Here is a 21986-nt window from a genome sequence, read left to right as displayed (position 1 = left end):
ATAAAACACATGAGCTTCTGGGAAAGCCTCGGCTGGATGCTGTGGGCAACCGTCTTCATCGGATATCTCTTCGCGCTGTTCGCGATCATCGCCGACCTGTTCCGCGATCACAAGCTCAGCGGTTGGTTGAAGGCCGTCTGGGTGTTCTTCCTACTCTTCCTGCCCATCCTCACCGCGCTCGTCTATCTCGTCGCCCGCGGCGAAGGGATGACGGAACGCAGCAACAAGGCCGCACGCGACGCCGAGAAGGCCGCCGAATCGTATATCCGCGAGGTCGCGGGGAAGAGCCCCAGCGAGGAGATCGCCGCAGCCGCAGCACTGCTCGAAGCCGGAGCGATCAGCGAGGACGAGTTCGCCGCACTGAAGCTGAAGGTCCTCTCGTGAGTGCCGCGCGTTTCGGCCCTGTCGATTTCTATCTTCTCGGTCTGCCTGGGCAGAACCTCGACCCGGCCGCGCTCTCCGCGCTCACCGACCTTACGGATACGGGCCTGGTGCGGCTGCTCGATCTGATCGTCATCTCCAAGTCCGAGGACGGTGAACTCACCCTCATCGAGGTCGAGGAGTTGCCGAACGGCTTCGAGATCAACGTCGAGATGCTCGGCGCGTCCGGTCTGCTCGGGCATGAGGACATCACCGAACTCGCGGCAGCCATTCCCACCGGCGCTGCAGCGCTGCTGGTAGCGATCGAGCTGGTCTATCAGCGCGAGCTCGCCGCCCGGACCGCGGCGTCCGGCGCGGTGTTACTGGGCTACGAGCGGATACCCGCACCCGTCGTCAACGCCCTCATGGACACGATCATCCCGAAACTGGAGGTCTGACATGCCGTACATCCCGAGAAGGGGTCGCCCCGGACTGCTGGGCCTCGCCGCACGCACCGCGGTCGTGACCGGTACTGCGACCGCCGTCAACGACGGTATGGCCACCCGCCGGCAAAGGAGAGCCCAAGCCGAATACGAGCAGGCGCAGTACGAATTTGCCCAGCAGCAGGCCGTACTCCCGATGCCCACACCCGCACCCGCCTCCCCGGTCGATTTCGTCGCTGAATTGCAGAAACTCGGCGACCTCAAATCACAAGGCCTGCTGAGCGAGGCCGAGTTCCAAGCCGCGAAAGCGCGACTGCTCGGCTGATTCACCCCGACAGGGGCGAGGGATTCCCGCTCTCGCTTCCGTACCCGACACCGAATGGAACCCGCTATGTCCGCGACCGCAGTCAACGTCCTGAACTTCAATCGGGCAGAATCCGATCTCATGTTCGCTCGCCTGGCCGCGGGCGTCGGCCTGGGCACGTGGAACCACACTCGTGATCTCGGGTCGCTCGACGACCAGCCGATCATCCGCCAGAACCGCGACACCCTGTACAGCAGCGCGATCGTCGATGTGCGCGAAGACGTCACGATCACGGTGCCCGATACCGGCAAGCGCTACATCTCCGTGTGGGTGGTCAGTCAAGATCATTACGGTCCCGTCATCCTGCGCGATCCGGGAGAGCACCTGCTCACGCGCGAATTGGTCGGAACCGATTACGCCGCACTGATCGTCCGTATCCTCGTCGATCCGAACAGCCCCGAAGACGTCACCGAGGTGAACCGGTTGCAGGACGCCCTCACCATCGACGGCGGCGGAACAGGTGAGTTCCCGTTGCCCGACTACGACGAGCAGGCGCAGACCGAGACCCGCGACGCACTCCTCGCCCTCGCTCGTGGCATCACCACGTACGACCGTTCATTCGGCACCGCTGCGGAAGTCGACCCGATCAGGCACCTGCTCGGTACCGCCTCCGGCTGGGGCGGCCTCCCCGAGTACGAGGCCACCTACGTCAACTTCGACGAACGTCTCCCCGTCGGGGAATACCGCCTGCGCCTGAACGACGTTCCCGTGGATGCGTTCTGGTCGGTCTCGCTGTACAACGCGGCGGGGTACTTCGAAGAAAACGCTTTGGGCGTCAACAGCATCAACAGCCTCACAGCCACCCCCGACTCCGACGGCAGCACCACCATCCGCTTCGGTGTCCATCTCAACGGCGTCGCGAACGCACTGCCCATCATGCCCGGCTGGAACTACGTGCTGCGCCTGTACCGCCCCCAGCCCACCGTGCTCGACGGCACCTGGACGGCGCCACGTCCCGAAGCGCTCTAGAGAAGCGTCTATCTCCCACGCACACCCAACTCTCGGGTGACTCGACCTGATCACGGAGGTACAAGCCATGCGCCTGTTATTTCAGCTCATTTCGCAATGCGTACTCGGTGCGATCGCGCTGATCGTCGTACACTTTGCTCTTCCCGGGGTCAGCCTGAGCGTGAACGGCTTCTTGGCCGCTATCGGGGTATTCACCCTCGCACACATGATTCTCGGCCCATTCGTGCTCAGCGTGGCACTGCACTACGCGGCTCCGCTCGCGGGTGGTGTCGGCTTGGTCGCCACGCTGCTCGCGCTCTGGGTTGCCACCCTGGTCCCCGACGGCATTGAGATCAGCGGCGTCGGGTCCTGGATCCTCGCACCGATCATCGTGTGGGTGATCACCGCACTGGGAGGGTGGATCTTCATGGCTCTTGTCATCGACAAGTGGATCAAGAGACGCAATGCCGAAAAGCTCGTGCGCAGTGTGCAAAAGGCATGAATGATCAGTGAAACGGAACCCACAAGGAGTCAGCCATGCCAACTCACCCGCTCGATCGTCGCGTTCTCCTGAAAACCGCCCCGAACTTCCGGGACCTCGGCGGCATTCCCGTAACTGACGGCACCGTCCGCGCAGGCGCGCTCTACCGTTCGGCGACGCTCGCGAAACTCGACGGCGACGACGTTGCCGCGGTCGCAGACTTGGACGTCCGGACCGTCTACGACCTGAGGACCGCCGCCGAGCGCGACGGCGCACTCGACAATCTCCCCGACTCGACACGCACGGTCTGGCTAGACGTCCTCGCCGACAATGCCCAAAATGCAGCGGCCACCGGACTACTCATGACCGACCCGCTCGCGTACGCCGAGACCATCAGCGGCGGCCGTGGGATCGCGCAGATGGAGGAAGCCAACCGCAACTTCGTCAGCCTGCCGTCCGCTCTCGACGCCTATCGCACGTTCTACCTCGACCTCATCGACGAAAACCGCGCCGGGGCAGCACTTTTCCACTGCACCACCGGCAAGGATCGAACCGGGTGGGCCGCGACGTCTTTCCTACTCCTCCTCGGGGCCGACGAAGCCGACGTACGCGCCGATTATCTGGAGACGAATACCGATCTGGCTCCCATGACGGAACCGATCCTCGACTTCGCCGCCAGCAAAGGCGTTGACGCAGAACTACTCCGGCCCCTCCTCGGGGTCCGTGACAGCTACTTCGACGCCGCTCTCGACGAAATGCGCACGCACTTCGGCACCGTCGAGGACTACGCAATCAACGGACTGAAGCTCACCGCAGAGCAACTCACCGCGCTCCGCGAGCGGTTCACATCCAGGTCGGGAGTCATCAGCGCGAAGTGATCGGAGCCCTTACCGGACAGTCATTTTCGCCCTCGCCCCGCTTTTTCTGGTGATTGTCCACCCGGGTGACCACGACGACGGCGAGGATCCCCACCGCCAAGCCGAGCGCGGTGAACGGAGTGAAGGATTCTCCGAACATCAACGCGCCCCAGACCGCGGTGACGGGGGCGATCAAGAACATCAAGGTGTTGACGGAAGTGATGCCGATGCGACGGAGCAATAACCAGTACAGCCCGTAACCACCGAACGTGGACAGCACGACTAACCAGAGCAATGCGATCCAGAATGTGTTGACGCTTGGCGGTACGGCGACTCCTGAGGCCACCGCCAGTGTCGTGAAAACTATTGCGCTGGTCGAGCAGTGGATGGCCAGGGCCTGCAGAGGTGGCGTGGTCGTGAGAGCGCGTTGTTGGACGAAGGTGGATGCAACCAGGCTGAGCATCCCCAGGAACGGGATCGCGTATGCCCACCACGGAGCGGATGTACCGGCCCCGGCATCGGCTGCCGTGACCATCGCGACGCCGCCCAGTCCGATCGCCAGCCCGACCCACTGCATACGCGGGACTGCGACACCGAGGACCGGACCGAGCAGAGCCGCCGCGACCAGCGGCTGAATACCGTCGATCAGTGCGGTGGTTCCGGTGTTCACGCCGAGATCGACTGCCCAGTACACAGACAACAGGTAGCCGCTCTGAGAGAGCATCCCGATCACCACCTGCCTGCCGAGAGCCCGCGGAGTCGGCACCATGTTCCGGCGCCGGGCGGACAGCCAGACAATCGGGACGAGCACCGCCGCGAGCGGAAGGAACCGCCACATCAGCAACGTGGGGATCTCGGCACTGCCGGCCCCGAGTTTGGCTCCGATGAAACCCGAACTCCAGCACGCGACGAACAGGACCGACAAGGTAGCCGTCACGACAGATCTCGGGATTACGATCCGAGGTATACCGATCTGTTTACTCACACGTTCGACTATACAGATCGGTATACTCTTGTCCATGGCAGCGGAATCCGTACCCGAGTTGACTCCGAAAGCGCGTCGCATCCTGGAGTCGGCGTCGAAGTTGTTCTACGAAAAGGGTATTCATGCCGTAGGTGTGGATACCGTCGCACTGGACGCCGGGGTCACGAAGAAAACTCTGTACGAGCGGTTCGGCTCGAAAGACGGTCTCGTCGTGGAATACCTGAAGGACCGAGATCGGCGGTGGCGCGCCTTTCGCGACAAGAAGCTCGCATCCGCCGGCGAGAGCCGCGCCGAACAGTTGAGTGCGGTGTTCGATGCTTCCGCCTCCTGGTCCGGGGCGAGCGGAGGAAAGGGGTGCAGCATGATCAACGCCCACGCTGAGTTCAGTGATCGCTCACATCAGGTCTTCGCTGTTGTCGCCGAACAGAAGCGGGAGATGTTGGACCTTTTTCGGCGCATTCTGGCGACGGACGGGCAAGCCGACGAACGCCTCGCCGAGGCAATCATGCTGCTTCACGAAGGTGCCCTCGTCGCAGACGGGATCGGTATCGGCACCGACCCCTTCGGCGGCGGTCGGGACGCGGCGCTCGATTTGCTGAAGAACTCCGGGTGATCCACCCCGCTGCGCACATTCCGGGCGACCCCTACGACAGAGTCCGTACCTGACAGCAAAATCATCCACACCGGCGCCACAGAGTTTGCTTCAGCCCGAAAACGATCGGAACGGAAGATCGCAAACTCCTACTTGATCATCGAATGTTTTCGATTGATCATTTTTGTTGTACGATTGAGATGCGCCCGGACAGGTGCGCCAGCAATAACCCGGTTCCGTAACTTTCCTGTTCCGTCGCCCGCGCGACGAACATCGCACAGCTACGAGCAAAACGTGAAGGAGTCTTTGATGCCCACATACTTGATCGACTACGGCGAGGTCATCTCTCAACCCCAGGATCCGCAATCCATCGACGAACTGATCGCCGTGACGGGGATGGATCGAATCGACTTCACTACCAACTACTGGGCCTTTCGACCGGCATATGACGCCGGCCAGTCCGCACACGACTACTGGAAAAATGTTCTAGCGCAACCAGTTCCAATCGATCCGAACATATTGAAGGCCCTTGTGGAGATCGATATCGCAGGGTGGATGCACTTCGATCGCGATAGCGTCGCATGGATCGAGAATCAACACCGCCGCGGCTCGAAACTGCATCTACTGTCGAACGCACCGAACGAATTAGCCTCAGCAATTACAGGTTCCGAACTGGCCCGATACTTCGATAAACTCATCTTCAGTGCGAGCCTGAAGATGGTCAAACCCAACCGGGAAATTTTTTCACAGGCACATAGTGCAATCGGCGGCAGCGCAGAAGACATCATTTTCGTCGATGATCGACCTGAAAATATCTCCGCTGCAAAGCAATACGGAATGCAGGCCCACCTGTACGTCGGCAAATCCACCCTCTCAAACCTTGCCGACCGCGATTGAGGCTAGACCCCAGGCGGCATCAACTAGGGGGTGCGGACACCGATCACCATGACTCGGAAGCAGTGACCGTCTGCACGGGAGGTCGTCAGCGGCTCTGACAGCGCATTATGGCCGCCAAACGCAACCCGGCAAGAATGGCCCGCTCGTCCGTGTACACACTCGAGCCTTCGAGATCGAGCACAGCATCGATATCCGCGCCCCCACCTATGTCGACGAACTCACCGAACTCACGCAGCAGAGTTCGCGTACGTTCCCGGTCGGCACGCCACAAAACTACGCGAATGCGGAGAATCAGAAAACGCTCACTGAACCGACCCATGATCACCACGCCGTCACCTCGATCGAACAATCATTGAATTTGTTTCACTGCAACGCAACTCAACATCTGATCGAATTGCAGGTTGGGCCCGCCAACTCCGTCGTTGGGCTCGGTCCGTCAGCCTTCACCGTCAGAAACAGTCTGATACTCAGACACAGAGCACCTGTATCCCCTCGTCCCTCAACTCCGCCACCACGTCCTGAGGGGCCCCGACATCGGTGACCAACACGTCGATCCGATCGAGCGCACAAACGACTGCAAGTGCTGTCCGAGTGAATTTGCTCGAATCGGCCATGGCGATCACACGCGTAGACGACCCCAGAGCAGCACGTTTGACCGCCGCATCCTGCATGTCGTAGGCGGTAACCCCGCTCGTTCGACTGAGTCCGCAGCAGGTCAGCAAAACTGTGTCGAATCTCAGCGCAGCGAGGTTCTGCTCCACCATCGGACCCACCATGGAGGTCTCCCCGCTACGGACCGTTCCTCCAGGCAGTAACAATCTCACCGTTGCAGCCTCCATGAGAACGGGAATCGCGTGCGCCGCCAACGGCATCACGGTGACATTGCGAGACGACAACTCGTGTGCTGCTGCCAGCCCCGTCGTACCGCTGTCGAGCAACACTGCTTCGCCATCGGCAATCAAATTGACTGCGGCGGAAGCGATTCGAGCCTTCTCCATCACCCCCTCCATCTCGCGCAGGACGAACGGAAGCTCATCACCACGCAACATGGCACTCACGGCCCCGCCCCGCACCCTTCTGAGCACCCCGGCAGTTTCCAGTTCGGCGAGGTCCCGACGGATTGTCACCTCGGAAGTGTTCAGATCGCGTGCGAGGTCCGTCACGGATACCGACTCGGAGTTCTTCAATGCTCGCACTATCGCGACCTGTCTACCATCAATCACCATGACTAAAATCATACATCTTTTCTGATCATTCGAAAGAATTTGACGATCACTTACCTGCGATGATCAACGTCCGCACATAACTGCCATCACCTTTTGGACAACGAACCACCGGCAGGAGGTCATCGTCGGTCGCGCCGATGTACGTCAGTAAGGGCGCGGTCCCAACACCGTGTTTGACCGCCTCGTAGTGGCCGGCGATGTTGTTGGTCTGGATCTGCGCTCACCCGGTGGGCAGTATCCGGTCGAGGATACGTAGAGATTCGACAATTCCAGAAACAGCCACGGCTGAAAGGTCAACGCGCGTAACACCGCTGATGACGTCGCTCCAGGTCACGCCGAAGTCCAATGCACAAGTACTACGAATCCCTCGAGCACTACCTGAACAAATACCGACAAGCGCACCTGTGTGCGAGAAACAGGACCCTCGATGTCAAACTATTCAACTCTCGAGCGCGACGCACACACAGTGATGTTCCCAGCGTTCGATTCGGATCACGTCGAAACCTGGCTCGCTGATCTTCTCCGCGCCGGAACCGTTGCGGTCATCCTCGGCGAATCCCGCGAGGAGTACGTATCCCGCAGAATGACATCTGCTCGCCGCGAGAATGAAACCGGTCAATCACTCCGCAAACTGACCAGCGCCCTGGACTCGAGCACTGACACGCCGTTGCTCGTCGCAGTCGATCAGGAACCCTGGGGCATCCAGCGCCTCCATACGCTCGTTCCCCAGTTCCCCTCAACCGACGCGCTAACGAAAATGACCGATACGAACATCGAAAATGTTGCCCGATCAGTGGCGTTCGCCGCCCGTGAGATGGGCGTGAATGCATTCTTGTCGCCCGTACTCGATCGCCTGGAAGGCAACAATCCCTGGTTGTTCGAACGCACACTCGACCTACCGCATTCGGAAATCGCTCGCATCGCAGTGGCCTTCGTTCACGGCGTCCAGACCTCTGGAGTCGCGGCAATCGCAAAACACTTCCCGGGGTTCCCTGTACTCGAACACGACCCCGCACTAAAGGACACAGCCGTCGCCGCAAAGGACTGGAGCGCAGAAACTCTCACACCATTCAAGGCTGTCGTCCACGCCGGCGTTTCCGGCATGATGGTCGGACCGGCCATCGTCGAAGCTGTCGATCCAACCGCTCCGGCGACGACCTCGAGCATCACGATCCGAGCACTGCGAGAGGATCTGGGCTTCCGCGGCGTCGTCGTGAGTGACGATCTGGATTCCCCCGCAACGATGCTTGGGCGGTCACCCGAAGAGACCGCACTCGCAAGTCTCCTGGCCGGCGCCGACCTCCTACTGATCCCCGGCGGCGATGAAGTCGCCACTGTTGCAAAGTCATTGGCCGCCGCGGCCCTCCGGAATCCGAAAGCAGCAGAACGACTTCGCGGCGCGGCAAACCGTGTTCGCGAATTAGTGAGTTCGATCGTCCCACGCTCCACCCATGGCGAACAGATCGGTTGACAAAGGCGGTGTTGTTGGCGTCGGCCGATCGGCTTCGGAACCAAGGCTCGGGATTCGGCACAACAGCTCAAGGCCTCAAACCGATTTGGTCAGCCTTCCGGTCTGGGAACCGGCAAGACTCGCGGCGCCGCTCAAGGCGGATCCTCTGCTCGTCGGGACCCGCCACTGGTGCAGACATCTGCAGTTTCTGTGTGAACGGGTGTGCCGGATTGTCGGAAACCGGTTCGGTAGAATCCACTTCGACTATCTTGCCGTCGAGCATCATCGCGACACGGATGTGCGCAGCCGGAGCACTTGCCGGGTCGAGAATCGAGACAATCGCCGTCGGCGGCGGCGGCTCACAGAATTCTCTGCTGTGCCGGCTCACTGCCAACCGCGCTGCGCGATGTAGCTCGCCCGACTGTCGGGCTCCGTAGCTCATCACGGCAGCACAACTCACCACGCCCCAGACCGCAAAATGACTCGGTTCCGCTTCAGCCGTTTTCAATGCGAAATGGTCGGAGAGCGACGATTCGAGAGTTCTGCGATCTCAGCGTTGGACTTCCGCCGCACGAACCGTGAATTCCTTCAGCCGATCCGCCAGTGGGTCCACGCCGAGCCCTGGTCCATCGGGGACACGGAGCCCACCGCCTTCAAGCACGAACGGCTCCGTCAGATCGACTTGATAGAACCTGTCGGAGGCGGAAACGTCACCAGGCAAGGTGAAACCGGGGAGTGCAGCCAACGCAACGTTCGCCGCCCTTCCGAGACCCGTTTCCAGCATTCCCCCGCACCACACCGGCACGTTGTGTGCGGCGCACACATCATGGATGCGTCGAGCCTCGAGGTAGCCGCCGACACGACCGGGCTTGATGTTGACGATCGAGCACGCGCCGAGCCTGATGGCATCGGCGGCAGACCTGGCCGACACTATCGACTCGTCGAGACAGATCGGGGTCTTGATGCGAGCCGCGAGGTCCGCGTGCCCCAGGACATCCTCCTCGTCAAGCGGTTGTTCGATCAGGAGCAACCCGAAAGGGTCCAGCTTCGCCAGCTGAGGGGCATCGCCGAGGGTATAGGCGGTGTTGGCGTCAACCTGAAGCATTACCTCGTCGCCGAAGCGCTCACGCACGGCACGGACGGGATCGACATCCCATCCCGGCTCGATCTTGAGCTTGATCCGGACGTATCCCTCATCGATATAGGAACCGACAGCATCAAGTAGTTCTGGAATGCAGTCCATGATTCCGACCGAGACTCCACTCGGGACGTGATCGACCACCGCGCCCAGACTTTGCGCGAACGAAATGCCCTGGCTCCGCAACTCCGCATCCATGATCGCCATCTCGAGGGCGGCTTTTGCCATGCGATGCCCCTTGTACTTGGCGAGGCGAGGTGCCACGAGGTGCGCCGAGACCGAATCCATCGACAACAGATCTGGGATGAGAAACCTTTTGAGTACGTCGTCGATGCCATCGACGTACTCCGAGGAGTAGAGCGGGTCTGACATGCCGACGCATTCACCCCAGCCGTCGCCGTCTGGAGTGCGAACCCGCACCACCAACATTTCCCGTTCGGTCTCGATGCCGAACGAGGTACGGAAAGGCGACACGAGCGGCATCTGAACCCGCCTGATTTCGAAGCTCTCGATCTTCATACTGCCGTCCCTTTCGACACGATGTACGCGTTGGCACGCCGGTCGAAATCCTCGACCTGCCCACCTTCGGCGAGCAGGGTTCCCAGGACGTCGCGCATCACAAGGCGCCATTCGGAGGCGAGCCCAGGATCCGAGTGACGAAGCGCCTCGATGTCGGTGGGCACCGCCACGGATACATGGGCCGCGGACGTGTCCTCCAGTGATGGCCGGCCAAGGGAGTCTCTCGACAGCATTGGCTCTGTATGCACCTGGGCGCTGTTTCGTTGTTCGAGCGCTGCGCAGCGCGAGGCCCGAGAACTCGCGAGGTCCCATTCGAGTTTGAGGCGGTCAGTCTCGTCTTCGCCATTGAGATCATCGAGCAGCGTCCCGTAATGATTGACGTGATAGACGCGAGCAGTGCCGCCGAGCTTGGAGAGGTTGAAGTGCGCATTCCTGCTGACCAGGGGGTCGAACGTCCATGTGATGGTCTTGATGCGCCGCGCCATGGCCCAGGCTCTCTGGTGGAGTTTGAGAGCGAACCCGATGTTTCGGCCGCGCGCACTGTCCGCCACCCCGGCGATATGGCTGTGCAGTGACAAAGTCGACGGCACGCCCCACATCCCGACGGATATGCCGAGAATCAGGTCGCCCGCGAAAACCCCACAGACATAGCTTTCGGTACCGGCAAGCGCTTGAAGAACCTCGACGTTCATGATCGACATTCCGTCAGTTGGCCGCCAGATCTGATCGATCAGTTCGACACCCCTCTGCATGTCGTCGATCGAGATCAGCGCACGGATCGCCACTCCTGATCGGTCTGCCGCCTGAGCGGCGGCGATCGCGGCAATCCGCGACGTCTCAGTTCGCGCGACGTCTCGCGCTTGTTCAGCAAAAGTGGTCATAAGTCGAGGATTGCCCATTCGGGCGAGCGGAACACTGTCCAGCTCCACTATTTCTTCGGCACTCGTTCGTCTGACGGCACTGGTTCGGTCAGACGATTCACCAGCATTGTCACGAACGCAGTTCGCACGGGAATCTCCTCGACGAGCGCGTGTTCATGATCCGCGTGGGCCCCGCCGCCGACTGCTCCGAGACCATCGAGGGTCGGCACTCCCAGACCTGCCGTCAGATTTCCGTCGGACCCTCCACCCACGTGGGACTCACCAAGGCGACCAAGTCCGGCCTCGTCTGCGACTCGCGCAGCAATCGCGAACAATTCAGCGGACATCTCCCGCTCCAACGGAGGTCGGTTCGGACCTCCGGTGACAACAAGCCTGGCACCTGGAAGAACCGGACGCAGTGCTCTGATCTCGCGATCGACGCGCTGCTGCTCCTCCCGGCTCCATGCACGTGAATCGACCGTGACCTCGGCTGATGCCGGCACTGTATTGGTCGTGGTGCCACCAGAGACGACTGTCGGCACCACGGTGGTTCCGAGTTCTGTCGAGCCGATTGCAGCGATCCTGATGATCTGATGCGCCAATTCCAGAGCGGCATTGATGCCGGCCTCCGGCTCGAGCCCTGCGTGCGACGCGCGTCCCGACACCACCACTCGATAGTCGGAGATTCCCTTCCGCGCCGTCTTCAAGGCGCCTCCATCGGCCGATGCTTCGAGAACCAGTACAGCTGCGACGTCTCGACAAGACTGTTCGATCAGCGCGCGGGAAGTGTCAGAACCCGTCTCTTCGTCGCCGGTGACGAGCACGGTTATCGGTGCTCCCCTATCGACGTGTGCGGCTGCGTAGAGCGCCATGACAACGCCAATCTTCATGTCGAACGATCCAGGTCCGCGCATGACTCCATCCTCGACAGACCATGGATGAGTTTCGAGCGAGCCGAGTGGCCACACGGTGTCGTGGTGACCCAGCAGCAATACTCTGCGAGGCCCTTCGCCGAGACGCCATCGCAGATGAGTGCATCCGTCGACGATGACGCGTTCCGGCTCAACGCCCAACAGTGCGGTTCCAACCAGAGCAACAGCGTCGGCGCTGGCAGCCACGGCTTCCAGGTCCGACGACGGGGACTCACACCTGACCAGAGTGCCGATATCGATCAGCATCTGCTTCGACAGTTGTTCGAATGTCGCTAGCACGGGGGTCACACAGGTCTCCTTCGATCGACTGGTTCACCCCAGCCTTTCGCAGTCCTGCCGCGATTGAATCGTCCATCCGCGCATATCGGAGGGTCAGGGATGGTTCGCCCAGACGAACATCACTGACCGAGTTCGACAGTGTTGTCGCAGGCGTCAGGAATCTCCTGGGTATTGCCGGGAAGCTGCCGCACTTCCAGCAGGCGCAGCTGCAGCATGGCTGCGAATCGTTGCTGCGGGTCGTTGAGATCGAGACCGCTGACCGCTGAGACACGACGGATCCGATAGCGGAACGTGCTCGGGTGGACGTAGGCCTGTCGGGCGGCGATGCTGACATCACCGAATGCATTGAGCCAGTAGCGCAAGGTTTTCACCAGGTGTGCCTGGTGCTTGGCGTCGTAGGCGAGCAGCCGCGCGATGGGCAGTGAAACTGCGTTGCCTCGCGCAGCGACCAGATCCGAAAAATCGAGCATCAATGAATCGATGTAAGCGTCTTCCGCGGCAATCACGCGGCGTTTCCCTCCCTCGTGCCGCAGTACTCGCAGCGCTTGGTCGGCACCGCGTCGGGCATTCGGAAGGCTCCCACCGTCCATGGCGAGTGGGCCGATTCCGATCAACGCCGAAAGGTTTTGACCGGTTCGGTCGAGAAACCCCTGAGCCATGAGGTGTGTCCGCTTGGCGTGGTCAGGAGCGTTACCGAGTAGCGGCACGATCGCGTAGGCCCGGTCTCCGAGCACTGCAACGGCCGAGCCAGGTTGCAGAGCCGTCAGGTGAAGAGCCAAGGCGTCGGCGGCGCGCTGCAGACTGGCGGCGTGCATCGGTGCGCTGTCGGCGGCCCCGGCACCTTCCGCTGTCCAGTTCAGGCCGAGTGCCAGTACCGCCACCGGTCGACCGATGAGGCCGAGTCGCCCGGCCGCCTCAGGTGCCGACGGGCCGCCTTCGAGCGCAGTGTTCACCAGGTCTGCGCGTAGCCGTCGCTCGACATCACTTCCGGCGCGAAAGCGCAGCATGTGCAGCGCGACCAGCTTCGCGGAATCAGCGAAAGCCTGGTTGCGTTCGTCGCTCAGAGGCTCCCGGACGGCGGCCCACATCGAGCCGAGCACCTCCTCACCCGCGCGCACGGCGATGGCGACGCGCGCCATGGCGTGCTCGTCGTCATCGAGAGTCCAGCCAGGGAGGAAGACCGGATCCTCGCTGCGATGGAGCTGTTCGAACTCGCTTCGAGACTCAGGTGAACGGAGGTAACGCTCTGGGACCCGGCGGCCGAGAATCGTTTCGACACGGGAGAGGTCGGCCTCGTCCTGGCGTCCTGAAAACGCCAGGACATTGGAGCTTCTGTCCTCGATCGTGAGTGGCGCGTCCAGCAAGGCTGCAATCGCGTTGGCGAGCGAGAACAGATCACCGGAGGGCATCCCGCCGATGAACTCGGTCATGGAGCCGCCGATATCATCTTCTGCGAGCAACGTGCGCAACATCGCGACCAACTGTGTCCAGGATGCTCCTTCCACCAGGCCGAGCAGCGTCACACCCGATCGCTGGACTGCGAGCGTCATCGAAGCATCAACAGTGATCGGTGCGCGCACGACCAGCGCCGCAGCGTTGCGATTTCCGAGTTCGCGCAGCAGTCGGCAGATCCCGTCATGATCGTGGACCCCGACACCGAGCACGATCGAGCGTTCAGCTATCACCAGATCGTCGGCGGAATCGTAGATGACCACGCCTCCGAGCGCGTGGTGGTCCATGATCGATCCGGCCAACTTCTCGAGGAGCGTCGCGCCGAGATGGTCCAAAATCCGGCCAAGACTGCGGCGGTTTGTCGCGATTGAGCTGAGCATTCACGAATACTATGGCGTGTGATAGATCACTAGTATCGTCGCAGCGGACATAAATCGACGCGCCTTTTCCTCCGATCGAATCAAGTTCGGCGAATCCTCCGAAGCTAACGCCCCGACTCGAAATAGTCTGCGCAGACCGCGGCAAGCGCATTCCACACTGTTCCGGCAGGAGTTTCCACTATCCCAGCGGACGGAGTAGCACTGACAGCAGGGAGGCCGTTTGTGACTGCGACCAGCGTGACGCCGGCTGACATCTCACTCGCACCCATTGCGGTGTACCCACCGTACGTACCGCTATGGCCCTGCCAGACGGTGCTACCCACCTGTGTGCGGAACGTTCCCATCCCGTAACTGTTGATCCGGACTGGTTCCGCCGGTCCGGCAATGGCCTGCGGCGTCGCCGAAATCATCTGCTCCAGGGTCGCTGAACCGAGCAGCGTCTTGCGAACGAACAAGCTGTCGAGAAACTGTGCTGCTCCGATCGCGGTGCCCGCGAACAGGCCGTCGCCGAACGGAAGACCGAAAAGGTCAGACGGTATGCCGGACGGCTGCCATGCTGCATAAGTGTCGTGGAACAAGCCGTCCGACAACCGCTGGTAGCCGCGGGCCAACGACTCGGCCAAGCGTGGGGACCGTCGCAGGGTCAGTAAGTCGTCGTTCATCGAATAGTGGCCGCCGGCTGAGTGAATGAGGTCCGAACAGGCACGTTCCATCTGCTCCTCGCCGCCGAGCGCCTGCACCAGTACCCGGGCCAGCACGATGTATCCGGTATTGGAATAGTCCCAACGGCGTCCCGAATCGACGGGGGGACCAAGAGCCTCGGCCAGCATCGTCCAGGTGAACGGCCGGTTCGGATCGTAGACATTGCGCACAGCCGGGTCCGAACCGGCAGTGTCACAAAGGGTTTCCTCCAACTCGGGAGGAAACAGCACCTCCATCCCCGGCGATGCATAGATATCCGGAAAGCCTGACGTATGTGTGAGCAACATACGAACCGTCACTGTGTCAGCGCCGGGCACATCGGGGCCCAGATACATCGAGATCGGCCGGTCGAGTCCGATGACGCCGCGCTCGACCTGATGCAACGTGCATGCTGCGAGTATCAGTTTGCCGAAGCTGGCCAAGCAAAACGGCGTTTCGTCGGAGACAAGGACGGTTTGGTCGACCCTCGCCAAACCATGAGTGCCTGTCCAGATCAGCTCACCGTGGCGCATCAACGCAGCCTGCGAGCCCGGTGCCGTCGCCAGGCTCGCAGCACGGGCCATCGCGGCATCCAACTGATCCTCGATGGGGATGACAAGCATTTCTCTCGACATGGTGTTCGTCCTTCGGCTCGGGTGGGGCGACTGATTCCATGATTGTTGCTAGCCGAGTGTCGACAGTCGTGGTCTGGCGGCACGACACTCGCGCGGTCTGTTCGTGCAGCGGAACGGACAATCAGTGCAAGAATTACAGGCGCCATCGCCTTCCTGCCTCATGACCGGCAGGCCGTGGATTGGCCGATGACTTTGTCCGATCAGATGGATCTTGACTATCGGCCTCGTCGCGGCCGACGAATACTTTGCATCGACACACGCTTACCGTTGCACCATGATCAGCCGGTACCAAGTCGCAGCGATGGTTGTCGTAACGCCTCCCGAGCGCAGGGCTGCCATTCTACGAAACCGATTCAACGAGTGCACCGACAAATTCTCCGTTCAGATGTCTTTCCAGATCCGGCTGTGAACGATCTGCGAAACCAGCTGACTCGGTAGCGGTCGCAGAAGAACCTGAACCAAATCAACTCCGAAACCGAACAAGGAAATCGATATGCCTACGAAATTGGCTGCAGACCTGCTGAACTCGCCGCATTGGCAGCAACGACTCGACGAATTGGCTGTCAAGCACTCGGTGCCGGGTGCCCAGGTTGGTGTTATTGCACTGGCCGATGACGACACCGCGGACGTGCGTGTGCTGACCACCGGTCTGACGAGCCTCAAGACGAAGGTGGAGGTCGACGCCGACACATTGTTTCAGATCGGATCGATCACGAAGATATGGACGACGACTCTCGTCATGCAGTTGGTGGACGAGGGCTTGCTGACCCTCGACACCCCCGTCGTCGAGGTGCTTCCGGAATTCACGATCGCCGATGCCGACAATACGAAGAATGTCACGGTCCGCCAATTGCTCACGCACACTTCTGGTATCGACGGGGACGTTTTCACCGACACCGGCGACGGCGACGACTGCCTCGAAAAATACGTCGCGGGGTTGGCGAGCGCAATCAGTGTCACCTCGGCCGGAGGGCACCTCAGCTACAGCAATACCGGATTTGTCGTCGCCGGCCGAATCGTCGAGGTACTACGAGGGCAGACCTGGGACCAGGCACTCTCTGAAAGAATCTACGGTCCACTGGGTTTGACCCAAACGGTCACCAGATCTGATGATGCCATCCTGTTCCGTGCGGCCGTCGGCCATCTTGCCAACCCAGACCAGGAGTCAGCAGAGAAGGTGCTGCCGACTACACGCTGGGCACTTCCACGTTCGGTGGGACCGGCCGGCACCATCACCGCATCCATGGGCGATCTCCTGGCGTTCGCGGCGGCACACCTGCGCGACGGGCTGGGGTTGACGGGCGAACGAATCCTCTCGGAAAAGTCGGTGGCCGCGATGCGGGTACCGCAGTTCGACCTCACCGGCCTGTCCACCGTTGATCAGGGATGGGGATTGGGATGGATCATCTCCGACTGGAATGGCGCGGCATGCGTACATCACTCCGGTGGCGTGATCGGGCAGATCGCTCAGTTACATACATTCCCGGAGTTGGGCATCGCAATCGGAGTGCTGACAAATTCGCACCGCGGTGCCGCACTGGCTCACGACATCGAGACCGAGATCGCACACGCTCTCGGTCTGACCTACCCGGAACCGGAAGCGGAGCCCGGCGAGACTGATTTGTCGGAGCTGGTCGGCGCCTACGAGACGACAACGGATCGAATCGAACTGAGCTGCAAGGACGATGGAGGGTACCAGGTCCGGATGGTTGCGAAAGTAGAGATCACCGGCGAGCCGCCGATGCCTCCGCTGCCAGTCCAGCCTTTATCTCGATCTCGGTTCCTCATCGAGCTTGCGGGTGCGTCTTTCGAAGCTGCGCGCGTCACGGTCGAAGGAGACGAACATCTTTACATGACACGGCTTTTCAAGAAAGTTGATGCGTAGTCCCAGCCGGAGCGAGTCACTGCAATCGACCGGCACAGTGCGCCAACTCCTCGAAGACCGAACGCTTCACCATCAGTCAGCCCATCCCTGAGTTCTTCTCGTCCAAAATGGATGCAAATCCGAATGTGTAACAGCAACACCTACGGAAACGAAGATCTGAACTTCGCACAGAGATCTGAGCATGTTGCCGGGCGTCTCAACCCGGGCGACATGCTCAGATCTTTGTGACCCTCACTGCCCCATCAATGTTGAAGAACCCACTCACCAAGGGCCCGTTTCGCAAGTTCAGAAGGAACGGGCATCCCGAGGTCTCTCTTACCCCAACTCCGGCCTGGAGACACGCAGATCAGGTTTCAGGCCCGAGACGAACTCCGCACATCCTTCATACTTGGGTCATGTCGATGTCAGACAAAACGTTAAGATGTTTTGTATCAACAGATTTCGGGATCGATCTATTGACTGGAACCGCGTTCACACCTACTGTGATGTGCGCAACGAATTCCCCGCGATTCGCGGAATCTGATCCGTCTTCGTATTCCGCCTTCGCAAATCCCTTACAAGCAAGGAGCTTTCAATGGGTTCATCTGAATCTGACCTGACCGCAATCGACAATGCCGTCACGGTTCTCGGCGGTATCGCTGGAGTGATCGGCGGCATTACCGCCGCCCTTGGTCTCGTCTCGTTCTTCGGAGGCGGAGCAAGCCTGTCGTAACGCCGTAGCAGAGAGCAGATGGGTCGACCGAATTTCGGTCGACCCATCTGTTTTCAATTATATTGCAAGGCAATTAGTTACATGAATCTGTCAGCTTTCCAAGGAATTTCGTCACTGTCACAATCAACGGCTGCCACATTCAGCAACTGCCACAAACACGAGCACCCCACGGCACCAGATACAGCCTCGAACAGATCTGTAACCGTGACAGGCAAATGGCTGTCACGGTTACAGATCCAGCTGGGCGCAGACCTTCGGCGAAGGGGTTTAGGGTGACCGCTACCTACCTGATCTGGAAGTACCGTCAGGGATGCCGTCAGTCGCCCACATTTGTCCCGTCATCCCTCGTATGATCCGCCCCGACGCAGCGCGCGGCCGGCGAGCCGGCCGGTCGGTAGGCCATCTTGGAAAGCAATTGCGCCGTTGATCAACACATGCCGCATACCCGTTGCGTAGCGATGTGGTTCTCGATAGGTGGCAAGGTCCTTAACCGCTTCCGGCTCGAATACGGCGAGATCCGCGAAGGCGCCCACCCGAACCTGACCCCGATCGAGCAGTCGGAGATTCTCCGCGGGCAGGCTGGTCATGCGCCGGACGGCGCCTTCGAGAGGGAGAACACCCGCACGGACGTACGGGCCCAGGACCCGAGCGAATGCACCATACGCGCGAGGATGGGTGGGCGCCTCGTTGAACGGCGCCTCTGCGGGCGAAGCTTCCGAGTCAGAACAAATAGAGACCCACGGACTTTGCAGTGCGAGATGAATGTTCTCTTCTGTCATCTCGAAATAAGTTGCCAGTAGATCCGGGTCGGCCGTCACGAGGTCGAGCAACGTGTCGATCGGATCGAAGTCTCCACGGTCGGTAGAGATCTCAGCCAAGGTGCGTCCCCCGACATCTGACTCGATTCCTTTCAGCATCAAGATCCCGGTGGCCCCTCCCGAACCCAGGTAGAGGTTCTCCCAGTCCGCAGCCGGCATAGCAATCGCGTCTTTGATGGCGACACGAGTCCCGGGTTCTGCCAGTCGGGTCAACAGCGCAACGCGGCCGCCCTCGTGAAACTGCGGCGGAATGCACGCACTCAGAAGTGTCCCACCAGCCTCGTAGGGATAGATGTCGGCACTGACGCTCAGACCCGAAAGGCGTGCGGCCTCGATCTTGTCGATCGCTTTGCTCATCGCCGGCCAGTTCTGCCGACCGGAGGCCTTGATATGGTAAACCTCTGCGCGCGTAGATGTTACACGAGCGATGTCAATCAGTTCGTCGATGGCGTCGAGCAGCCGATCCGCCTCGTTACGAATGTGCGAGATATAGAGCGCATCGTGCTGGGCGAGCACTTTCGCGTATGCGGTGAGCTCGGCAGTGCTTGCGTAGCTGCCCGGCGAGTAGATCAACGCCGAGGCGACGCCGAGGGCGCCCGCGGTGAGCTCGTCGTCGAGTATTCGGCACGCCGAGCTGAGTTCTTCTTCGGTAAGGGACCGATTGTCCGCGCCGGCATGGATCATGCGAAGGTTGTGGGCACCAACGAAACTGGCGATGTTCGGGCCAACGCCGGTCGTCGCCAGGTGATCGAGGAAGTCGTTGAGTCGCGGCCAGTTCCTCCGTACGCCTGAGGGAAGCGGTTCGGCGTCGATGATCTCACCCATCTCGCCGCTGACCGGTCCCATGGAGAAGCCTTCCCCGAAGACCTCCGTGGTGACGCCTTGATAGAGATCTGACAGCCCGCGCGGATCTAGTTGAAGCGTGTCGTAGGCGTGGCTGAGCACGTTGATGAACCCAGGTGCCACGACTGCGCCTTCAGCCGACAGTTCCTGGCAACTTGTGGGGGGAACCTCGCCGACCGCTACGATCCGATCAGCGCTGATCGCGACGTCGGCGCGGCGAAGGGGCCCCCCTGTTCCGTCAGCAACCATGCCACCACGCACCACGAGATCGATGGACATCGTCTGTTCCTCCGGGTTGAAAATCGACAACTTTTGCTCCTCTGTGACTGGTTATGTGTAGGCACTCGGCATCTGGCGATCCGATCGCGCCGAGTGCCGCTGTCAATTGGTCTGGCGCGCAAACATCTCGCGAAGAGCCTCTCCGAGCAGGTTCAGGGCCAGCACGGTGAGGATGATGCATGCGCCGACTGGATAGACGAGCCACCAGTAACCGTCGGCGATGTAGGTGGCACCGTCCGATAGTTGGCCACCCCAGTCCGTCGAGGGGTAGGACAGCCCGAAGCCGAGGAACCCGAGGGTGGCGACGATCAGGATGGCGTCGGCAACCTGAAAGGTGATGTTGACGATGATCACGCCCAGGGCGTTCGGGACCAGATGCGTCAGGATCAGTCTCGGACGCGATGCGCCCATCACCCGAGCTGCCAGCACGAACTCTCGGACGCGCAGCGACAAGACCTCGCCTCGAACCAATCTGGCGGGCACAAGCCATGAAAACGCACCGATGATCAGACCCAGCGATACGGCGCTGGCGGTGAATCGTGCAGACAAAATGAGAACGACGAGCAGGAACGGCACCGACAGCAAGATGTCGACCAGGCGCATCATGGCTCCGTCGAGGAAGCCTTTGGCGAGGCCGGCGATGGTGCCGTACAGGGTGCCGATCACGGTTGCCGTAACCGCGGCGAGCAGTCCGATCTGCAGGGAGACCTGGCCGCCTTTCATCAAGCGCCCGAGAGCATCGAAACCGTTTGCATCGGTGCCGAGTGGATGTTCGCTGGTCGGCGGCAGCGCGGCATCTGCGAGGCTCACATAGGTCTGGTCGGTGTGATAGATGTACGGCCCGAGAAAGCAGAAACCAGTAAGCAACAAGAGCAGCAGCAGGCCGACGAGGCCGAGCGGATGTGCTCGCAGTCGACGAAGCATGGTCCTCAACGCCGCCGATTTCGCGGGCACTTCCGTGCATGTACTTTTCTCAGCCGATTTTGTGGGCACTTGTGTTGGTGTACTCATGCGGACAGCTCGATCCGGGGGTCGGTGATGGCTAGCGCGACGTCGGCGATGAGGTTTCCGAATACCGTCAATGTGCCACCGATCAGGGTGTAGGCCAGTAGTACCGGGTAGTCCTCACGTTGGAGGCTGTTGAGGAACAGCAGACCGAGGCCCGAGTAGTTGAATACAGTCTCGGCAATCAGGTTTCCGGCCAGTAGTGCGGGAATCGACAGACCCACCACTGTGATGAGCGGTTGGCAGGAATTACGCAACAGATGTCGGGTCAGGACCAACCGCTCGGGCAGTCCCTTGGCTCGCGCCACCTTGATGTAGTCCTGTCCGAGTTGATCCAGAGTGGCAGTTCGCTGGTAGCGGGAGAAGACTGCGACGCTGGTGAGGGCGATCGTGATGACCGGCAGCGCCATGGCTTTGGGGTCTGTGAAGATCACCCACGGCGAAGGTGACTGGGACGCTTGGGAAGGGAAGATCGGGATGGCCTGACTGAAGAGCGCGATGAGGATCAGGCCGAGTAGGAACTGCGGCGTCGCATACAGCGTGTACGACGCGGCAGTGGCTGTGTGGTCGACGATGCTGTTGCGTTTGACTGCCTGCCAGATCCCCAGGGGTATCGCGACGATGAGCGCCAGTACCAGAGCCGCCAACGAGAGCATGGCGCTACGGCCGGCGTTCTGCTGCAGGAGTGTCGCGACACTTTGATTCAACTTGTAGGAGTAGCCGAGGTCTCCGTGAACCAGCTCGTTGAGGTAGCTGAGGTACTGCTCGATGATCGGGCGATCGAAGCCGTGCTCGCTGTTGAACGCGGCCACTGCTTCGGGAGATGCCCTCTGGCCCAACACAGCACGCCCAGGGCTGCCTTGCACAAAGTGCAGCAGAAAGTACACCACCGCGGAGATCCCAATCAATACCAGGAGCGAAATCGCCAGGCGCCGAAGCACGTACCATGCCATGTTGTCGTCTTT

At 60.8% G+C, this 21986-nt stretch carries 22 protein-coding genes and 1 pseudogene; 11 read left to right on the top strand and 12 right to left on the bottom strand.

Translation table 11 applies throughout. The features are described from left to right. Positions 1-9: 9 nt before the first annotated feature. From ACFWEM_RS03880 to ACFWEM_RS03855, 6 genes are all read left to right on the top strand, one after another. Complete coding sequence (locus ACFWEM_RS03880) at positions 10-384, top strand: PLDc N-terminal domain-containing protein (RefSeq protein WP_030537228.1); 375 nt, start codon at positions 10-12, stop codon at positions 382-384. Continuing rightward, positions 381-818 carry a DUF6325 family protein gene (locus ACFWEM_RS03875; protein WP_378531303.1) on the top strand — a complete coding sequence of 146 codons (438 nt, stop codon included), beginning with the start codon at positions 381-383 and terminating at the stop codon, positions 816-818. The genes ACFWEM_RS03880 and ACFWEM_RS03875 overlap by 4 nt, the downstream gene beginning before the upstream one ends. A 1-nt stretch (position 819) precedes the next feature. After that, on the top strand, positions 820-1128 hold the full coding sequence (locus ACFWEM_RS03870; RefSeq protein ID WP_378531301.1) for an SHOCT domain-containing protein: 309 nt from the start codon (positions 820-822) through the stop codon (positions 1126-1128). 66 nt (positions 1129-1194) lie between these two features. Continuing rightward, positions 1195-2136, top strand: coding sequence for a DUF1214 domain-containing protein (locus ACFWEM_RS03865; protein WP_378531299.1), 942 nt, complete (start codon positions 1195-1197; stop codon positions 2134-2136). A 67-nt stretch (positions 2137-2203) separates the two neighbouring features. Beyond that, complete coding sequence (locus tag ACFWEM_RS03860) at positions 2204-2617, top strand: phage holin family protein (RefSeq protein WP_020970904.1); 414 nt, start codon at positions 2204-2206, stop codon at positions 2615-2617. A 35-nt stretch (positions 2618-2652) separates the two neighbouring features. Further along, a complete protein-coding gene (locus tag ACFWEM_RS03855; RefSeq protein ID WP_378531297.1) occupies positions 2653-3474 on the top strand; it encodes a tyrosine-protein phosphatase in 822 nt (273 codons plus the stop codon). Here the strand turns inward: ACFWEM_RS03855 and ACFWEM_RS03850 are convergent. Next, complete coding sequence (locus tag ACFWEM_RS03850; protein WP_378531295.1) at positions 3461-4390, bottom strand: DMT family transporter; 930 nt, start codon at positions 4388-4390, stop codon at positions 3461-3463. The genes ACFWEM_RS03855 and ACFWEM_RS03850 overlap by 14 nt on opposite strands. An 82-nt stretch (positions 4391-4472) precedes the next feature. On the opposite strand from ACFWEM_RS03850, the gene ACFWEM_RS03845 reads away from it, so the two are divergent. Next, a complete protein-coding gene (locus ACFWEM_RS03845) occupies positions 4473-5051 on the top strand; it encodes a TetR/AcrR family transcriptional regulator (protein ID WP_378531293.1) in 579 nt (192 codons plus the stop codon). Between the two features lie 288 nt (positions 5052-5339). After that, on the top strand, positions 5340-5927 hold the full coding sequence (locus ACFWEM_RS03840) for an HAD-IA family hydrolase (protein WP_378531291.1): 588 nt from the start codon (positions 5340-5342) through the stop codon (positions 5925-5927). A gap of 85 nt (positions 5928-6012) precedes the next feature. On the opposite strand, the gene ACFWEM_RS03835 is transcribed toward ACFWEM_RS03840, so the two are convergent. From ACFWEM_RS03835 to ACFWEM_RS03825, 3 genes and pseudogenes are all read right to left on the bottom strand, one after another. Beyond that, positions 6013-6276, bottom strand: a complete 264-nt coding sequence (locus ACFWEM_RS03835; RefSeq protein ID WP_378531289.1) for a hypothetical protein — start codon at positions 6274-6276, stop codon at positions 6013-6015. 118 nt (positions 6277-6394) lie between these two features. Then, the gene (locus tag ACFWEM_RS03830; RefSeq protein WP_378531287.1) at positions 6395-7153 is read right to left on the bottom strand and encodes a DeoR/GlpR family DNA-binding transcription regulator; all 759 of its coding nucleotides are present in this window, start codon (positions 7151-7153) and stop codon (positions 6395-6397) included. A 100-nt stretch (positions 7154-7253) separates the two neighbouring features. Beyond that, positions 7254-7418: pseudogene (locus tag ACFWEM_RS03825) on the bottom strand (LysR family transcriptional regulator); the annotation flags it as partial. 162 nt (positions 7419-7580) lie between these two features. Between ACFWEM_RS03825 and ACFWEM_RS03820 the strand changes: the two are divergent. Next, on the top strand, positions 7581-8624 hold the full coding sequence (locus ACFWEM_RS03820) for a glycoside hydrolase family 3 N-terminal domain-containing protein (RefSeq protein WP_378531285.1): 1044 nt from the start codon (positions 7581-7583) through the stop codon (positions 8622-8624). Positions 8625-9153: 529 nt separating this feature from the next. Here ACFWEM_RS03820 and menC read toward each other — a convergent pair. The 5 genes from menC to ACFWEM_RS03795 form a co-directional block, all read right to left on the bottom strand. Beyond that, the gene (gene menC / locus ACFWEM_RS03815; RefSeq protein ID WP_378531283.1) at positions 9154-10260 is read right to left on the bottom strand and encodes an o-succinylbenzoate synthase; all 1107 of its coding nucleotides are present in this window, start codon (positions 10258-10260) and stop codon (positions 9154-9156) included. Then, entirely contained in the window at positions 10257-11141 is an 885-nt protein-coding gene (locus ACFWEM_RS03810; RefSeq protein WP_378531281.1) for a GNAT family N-acetyltransferase, read from the bottom strand. Before ACFWEM_RS03810 ends, menC begins: the two co-directional genes overlap by 4 nt. Before the next feature lie 47 nt (positions 11142-11188). After that, positions 11189-12340: a M20 family metallopeptidase gene (locus ACFWEM_RS03805; protein ID WP_378531279.1), complete on the bottom strand. Its 1152-nt coding sequence runs from the start codon at positions 12338-12340 to the stop codon at positions 11189-11191. A gap of 110 nt (positions 12341-12450) precedes the next feature. Next, complete coding sequence (locus ACFWEM_RS03800; protein ID WP_378531277.1) at positions 12451-14163, bottom strand: PucR family transcriptional regulator; 1713 nt, start codon at positions 14161-14163, stop codon at positions 12451-12453. A gap of 104 nt (positions 14164-14267) precedes the next feature. After that, positions 14268-15479 (bottom strand): serine hydrolase domain-containing protein, encoded by a 1212-nt coding sequence (locus ACFWEM_RS03795; protein WP_378531275.1) that lies wholly within the window; start codon positions 15477-15479, stop codon positions 14268-14270. Between the two features lie 493 nt (positions 15480-15972). Here ACFWEM_RS03795 and ACFWEM_RS03790 point away from each other — a divergent pair, with 493 nt between their 5' ends. Both ACFWEM_RS03790 and ACFWEM_RS03785 read left to right on the top strand, forming a co-directional pair. Then, the gene (locus tag ACFWEM_RS03790) at positions 15973-17364 is read left to right on the top strand and encodes a serine hydrolase domain-containing protein (protein ID WP_378531273.1); all 1392 of its coding nucleotides are present in this window, start codon (positions 15973-15975) and stop codon (positions 17362-17364) included. A gap of 574 nt (positions 17365-17938) precedes the next feature. After that, entirely contained in the window at positions 17939-18076 is a 138-nt protein-coding gene (locus ACFWEM_RS03785; protein WP_378531271.1) for a hypothetical protein, read from the top strand. A 338-nt stretch (positions 18077-18414) separates the two neighbouring features. Here the strand turns inward: ACFWEM_RS03785 and ACFWEM_RS03780 are convergent, their stop codons facing one another. The 3 genes from ACFWEM_RS03780 to ACFWEM_RS03770 all read right to left on the bottom strand — a co-directional run bounded on the left by ACFWEM_RS03780 (position 18415) and on the right by ACFWEM_RS03770 (position 21974). After that, complete coding sequence (locus ACFWEM_RS03780; RefSeq protein WP_378531269.1) at positions 18415-20016, bottom strand: amidohydrolase family protein; 1602 nt, start codon at positions 20014-20016, stop codon at positions 18415-18417. Between the two features lie 102 nt (positions 20017-20118). Further along, positions 20119-20970, bottom strand: a complete 852-nt coding sequence (locus ACFWEM_RS03775) for an ABC transporter permease (protein ID WP_378531267.1) — start codon at positions 20968-20970, stop codon at positions 20119-20121. Positions 20971-21023: 53 nt separating this feature from the next. After that, the gene (locus tag ACFWEM_RS03770) at positions 21024-21974 is read right to left on the bottom strand and encodes an ABC transporter permease (protein WP_378531265.1); all 951 of its coding nucleotides are present in this window, start codon (positions 21972-21974) and stop codon (positions 21024-21026) included. Between the last annotated feature and the right edge of the window lie 12 nt (positions 21975-21986).

The organism is Rhodococcus sp. NPDC060176, from assembly GCF_042728675.1.
GTDB lineage: Bacteria > Actinomycetota > Actinomycetes > Mycobacteriales > Mycobacteriaceae > Rhodococcus_F.
The sequence above is the reverse complement of the archived record's forward strand: the minus strand, read 5'-3'. Positions and strand labels throughout refer to the sequence as shown.

Coding starts and splice junctions, on each gene's coding strand:
- ACFWEM_RS03880 (WP_030537228.1), top strand. CDS start 10: ATGAGCTTCTGGGAAAGCCTCGGCTGGATGCTGTGGGCAACCGTCTTC.
- ACFWEM_RS03830 (WP_378531287.1), bottom strand. CDS start 7,153: ATGGTGATTGATGGTAGACAGGTCGCGATAGTGCGAGCATTGAAGAAC.
- ACFWEM_RS03860 (WP_020970904.1), top strand. CDS start 2,204: ATGCGCCTGTTATTTCAGCTCATTTCGCAATGCGTACTCGGTGCGATC.
- ACFWEM_RS03845 (WP_378531293.1), top strand. CDS start 4,473: ATGGCAGCGGAATCCGTACCCGAGTTGACTCCGAAAGCGCGTCGCATC.
- ACFWEM_RS03780 (WP_378531269.1), bottom strand. CDS start 20,016: ATGTCCATCGATCTCGTGGTGCGTGGTGGCATGGTTGCTGACGGAACA.
- ACFWEM_RS03785 (WP_378531271.1), top strand. CDS start 17,939: ATGGGTTCATCTGAATCTGACCTGACCGCAATCGACAATGCCGTCACG.
- ACFWEM_RS03795 (WP_378531275.1), bottom strand. CDS start 15,479: ATGTCGAGAGAAATGCTTGTCATCCCCATCGAGGATCAGTTGGATGCC.
- ACFWEM_RS03820 (WP_378531285.1), top strand. CDS start 7,581: ATGTCAAACTATTCAACTCTCGAGCGCGACGCACACACAGTGATGTTC.
- ACFWEM_RS03870 (WP_378531301.1), top strand. CDS start 820: ATGCCGTACATCCCGAGAAGGGGTCGCCCCGGACTGCTGGGCCTCGCC.
- ACFWEM_RS03800 (WP_378531277.1), bottom strand. CDS start 14,163: ATGCTCAGCTCAATCGCGACAAACCGCCGCAGTCTTGGCCGGATTTTG.
- menC (WP_378531283.1), bottom strand. CDS start 10,260: ATGAAGATCGAGAGCTTCGAAATCAGGCGGGTTCAGATGCCGCTCGTG.
- ACFWEM_RS03770 (WP_378531265.1), bottom strand. CDS start 21,974: ATGGCATGGTACGTGCTTCGGCGCCTGGCGATTTCGCTCCTGGTATTG.
- ACFWEM_RS03790 (WP_378531273.1), top strand. CDS start 15,973: ATGCCTACGAAATTGGCTGCAGACCTGCTGAACTCGCCGCATTGGCAG.
- ACFWEM_RS03865 (WP_378531299.1), top strand. CDS start 1,195: ATGTCCGCGACCGCAGTCAACGTCCTGAACTTCAATCGGGCAGAATCC.
- ACFWEM_RS03840 (WP_378531291.1), top strand. CDS start 5,340: ATGCCCACATACTTGATCGACTACGGCGAGGTCATCTCTCAACCCCAG.
- ACFWEM_RS03855 (WP_378531297.1), top strand. CDS start 2,653: ATGCCAACTCACCCGCTCGATCGTCGCGTTCTCCTGAAAACCGCCCCG.
- ACFWEM_RS03810 (WP_378531281.1), bottom strand. CDS start 11,141: ATGACCACTTTTGCTGAACAAGCGCGAGACGTCGCGCGAACTGAGACG.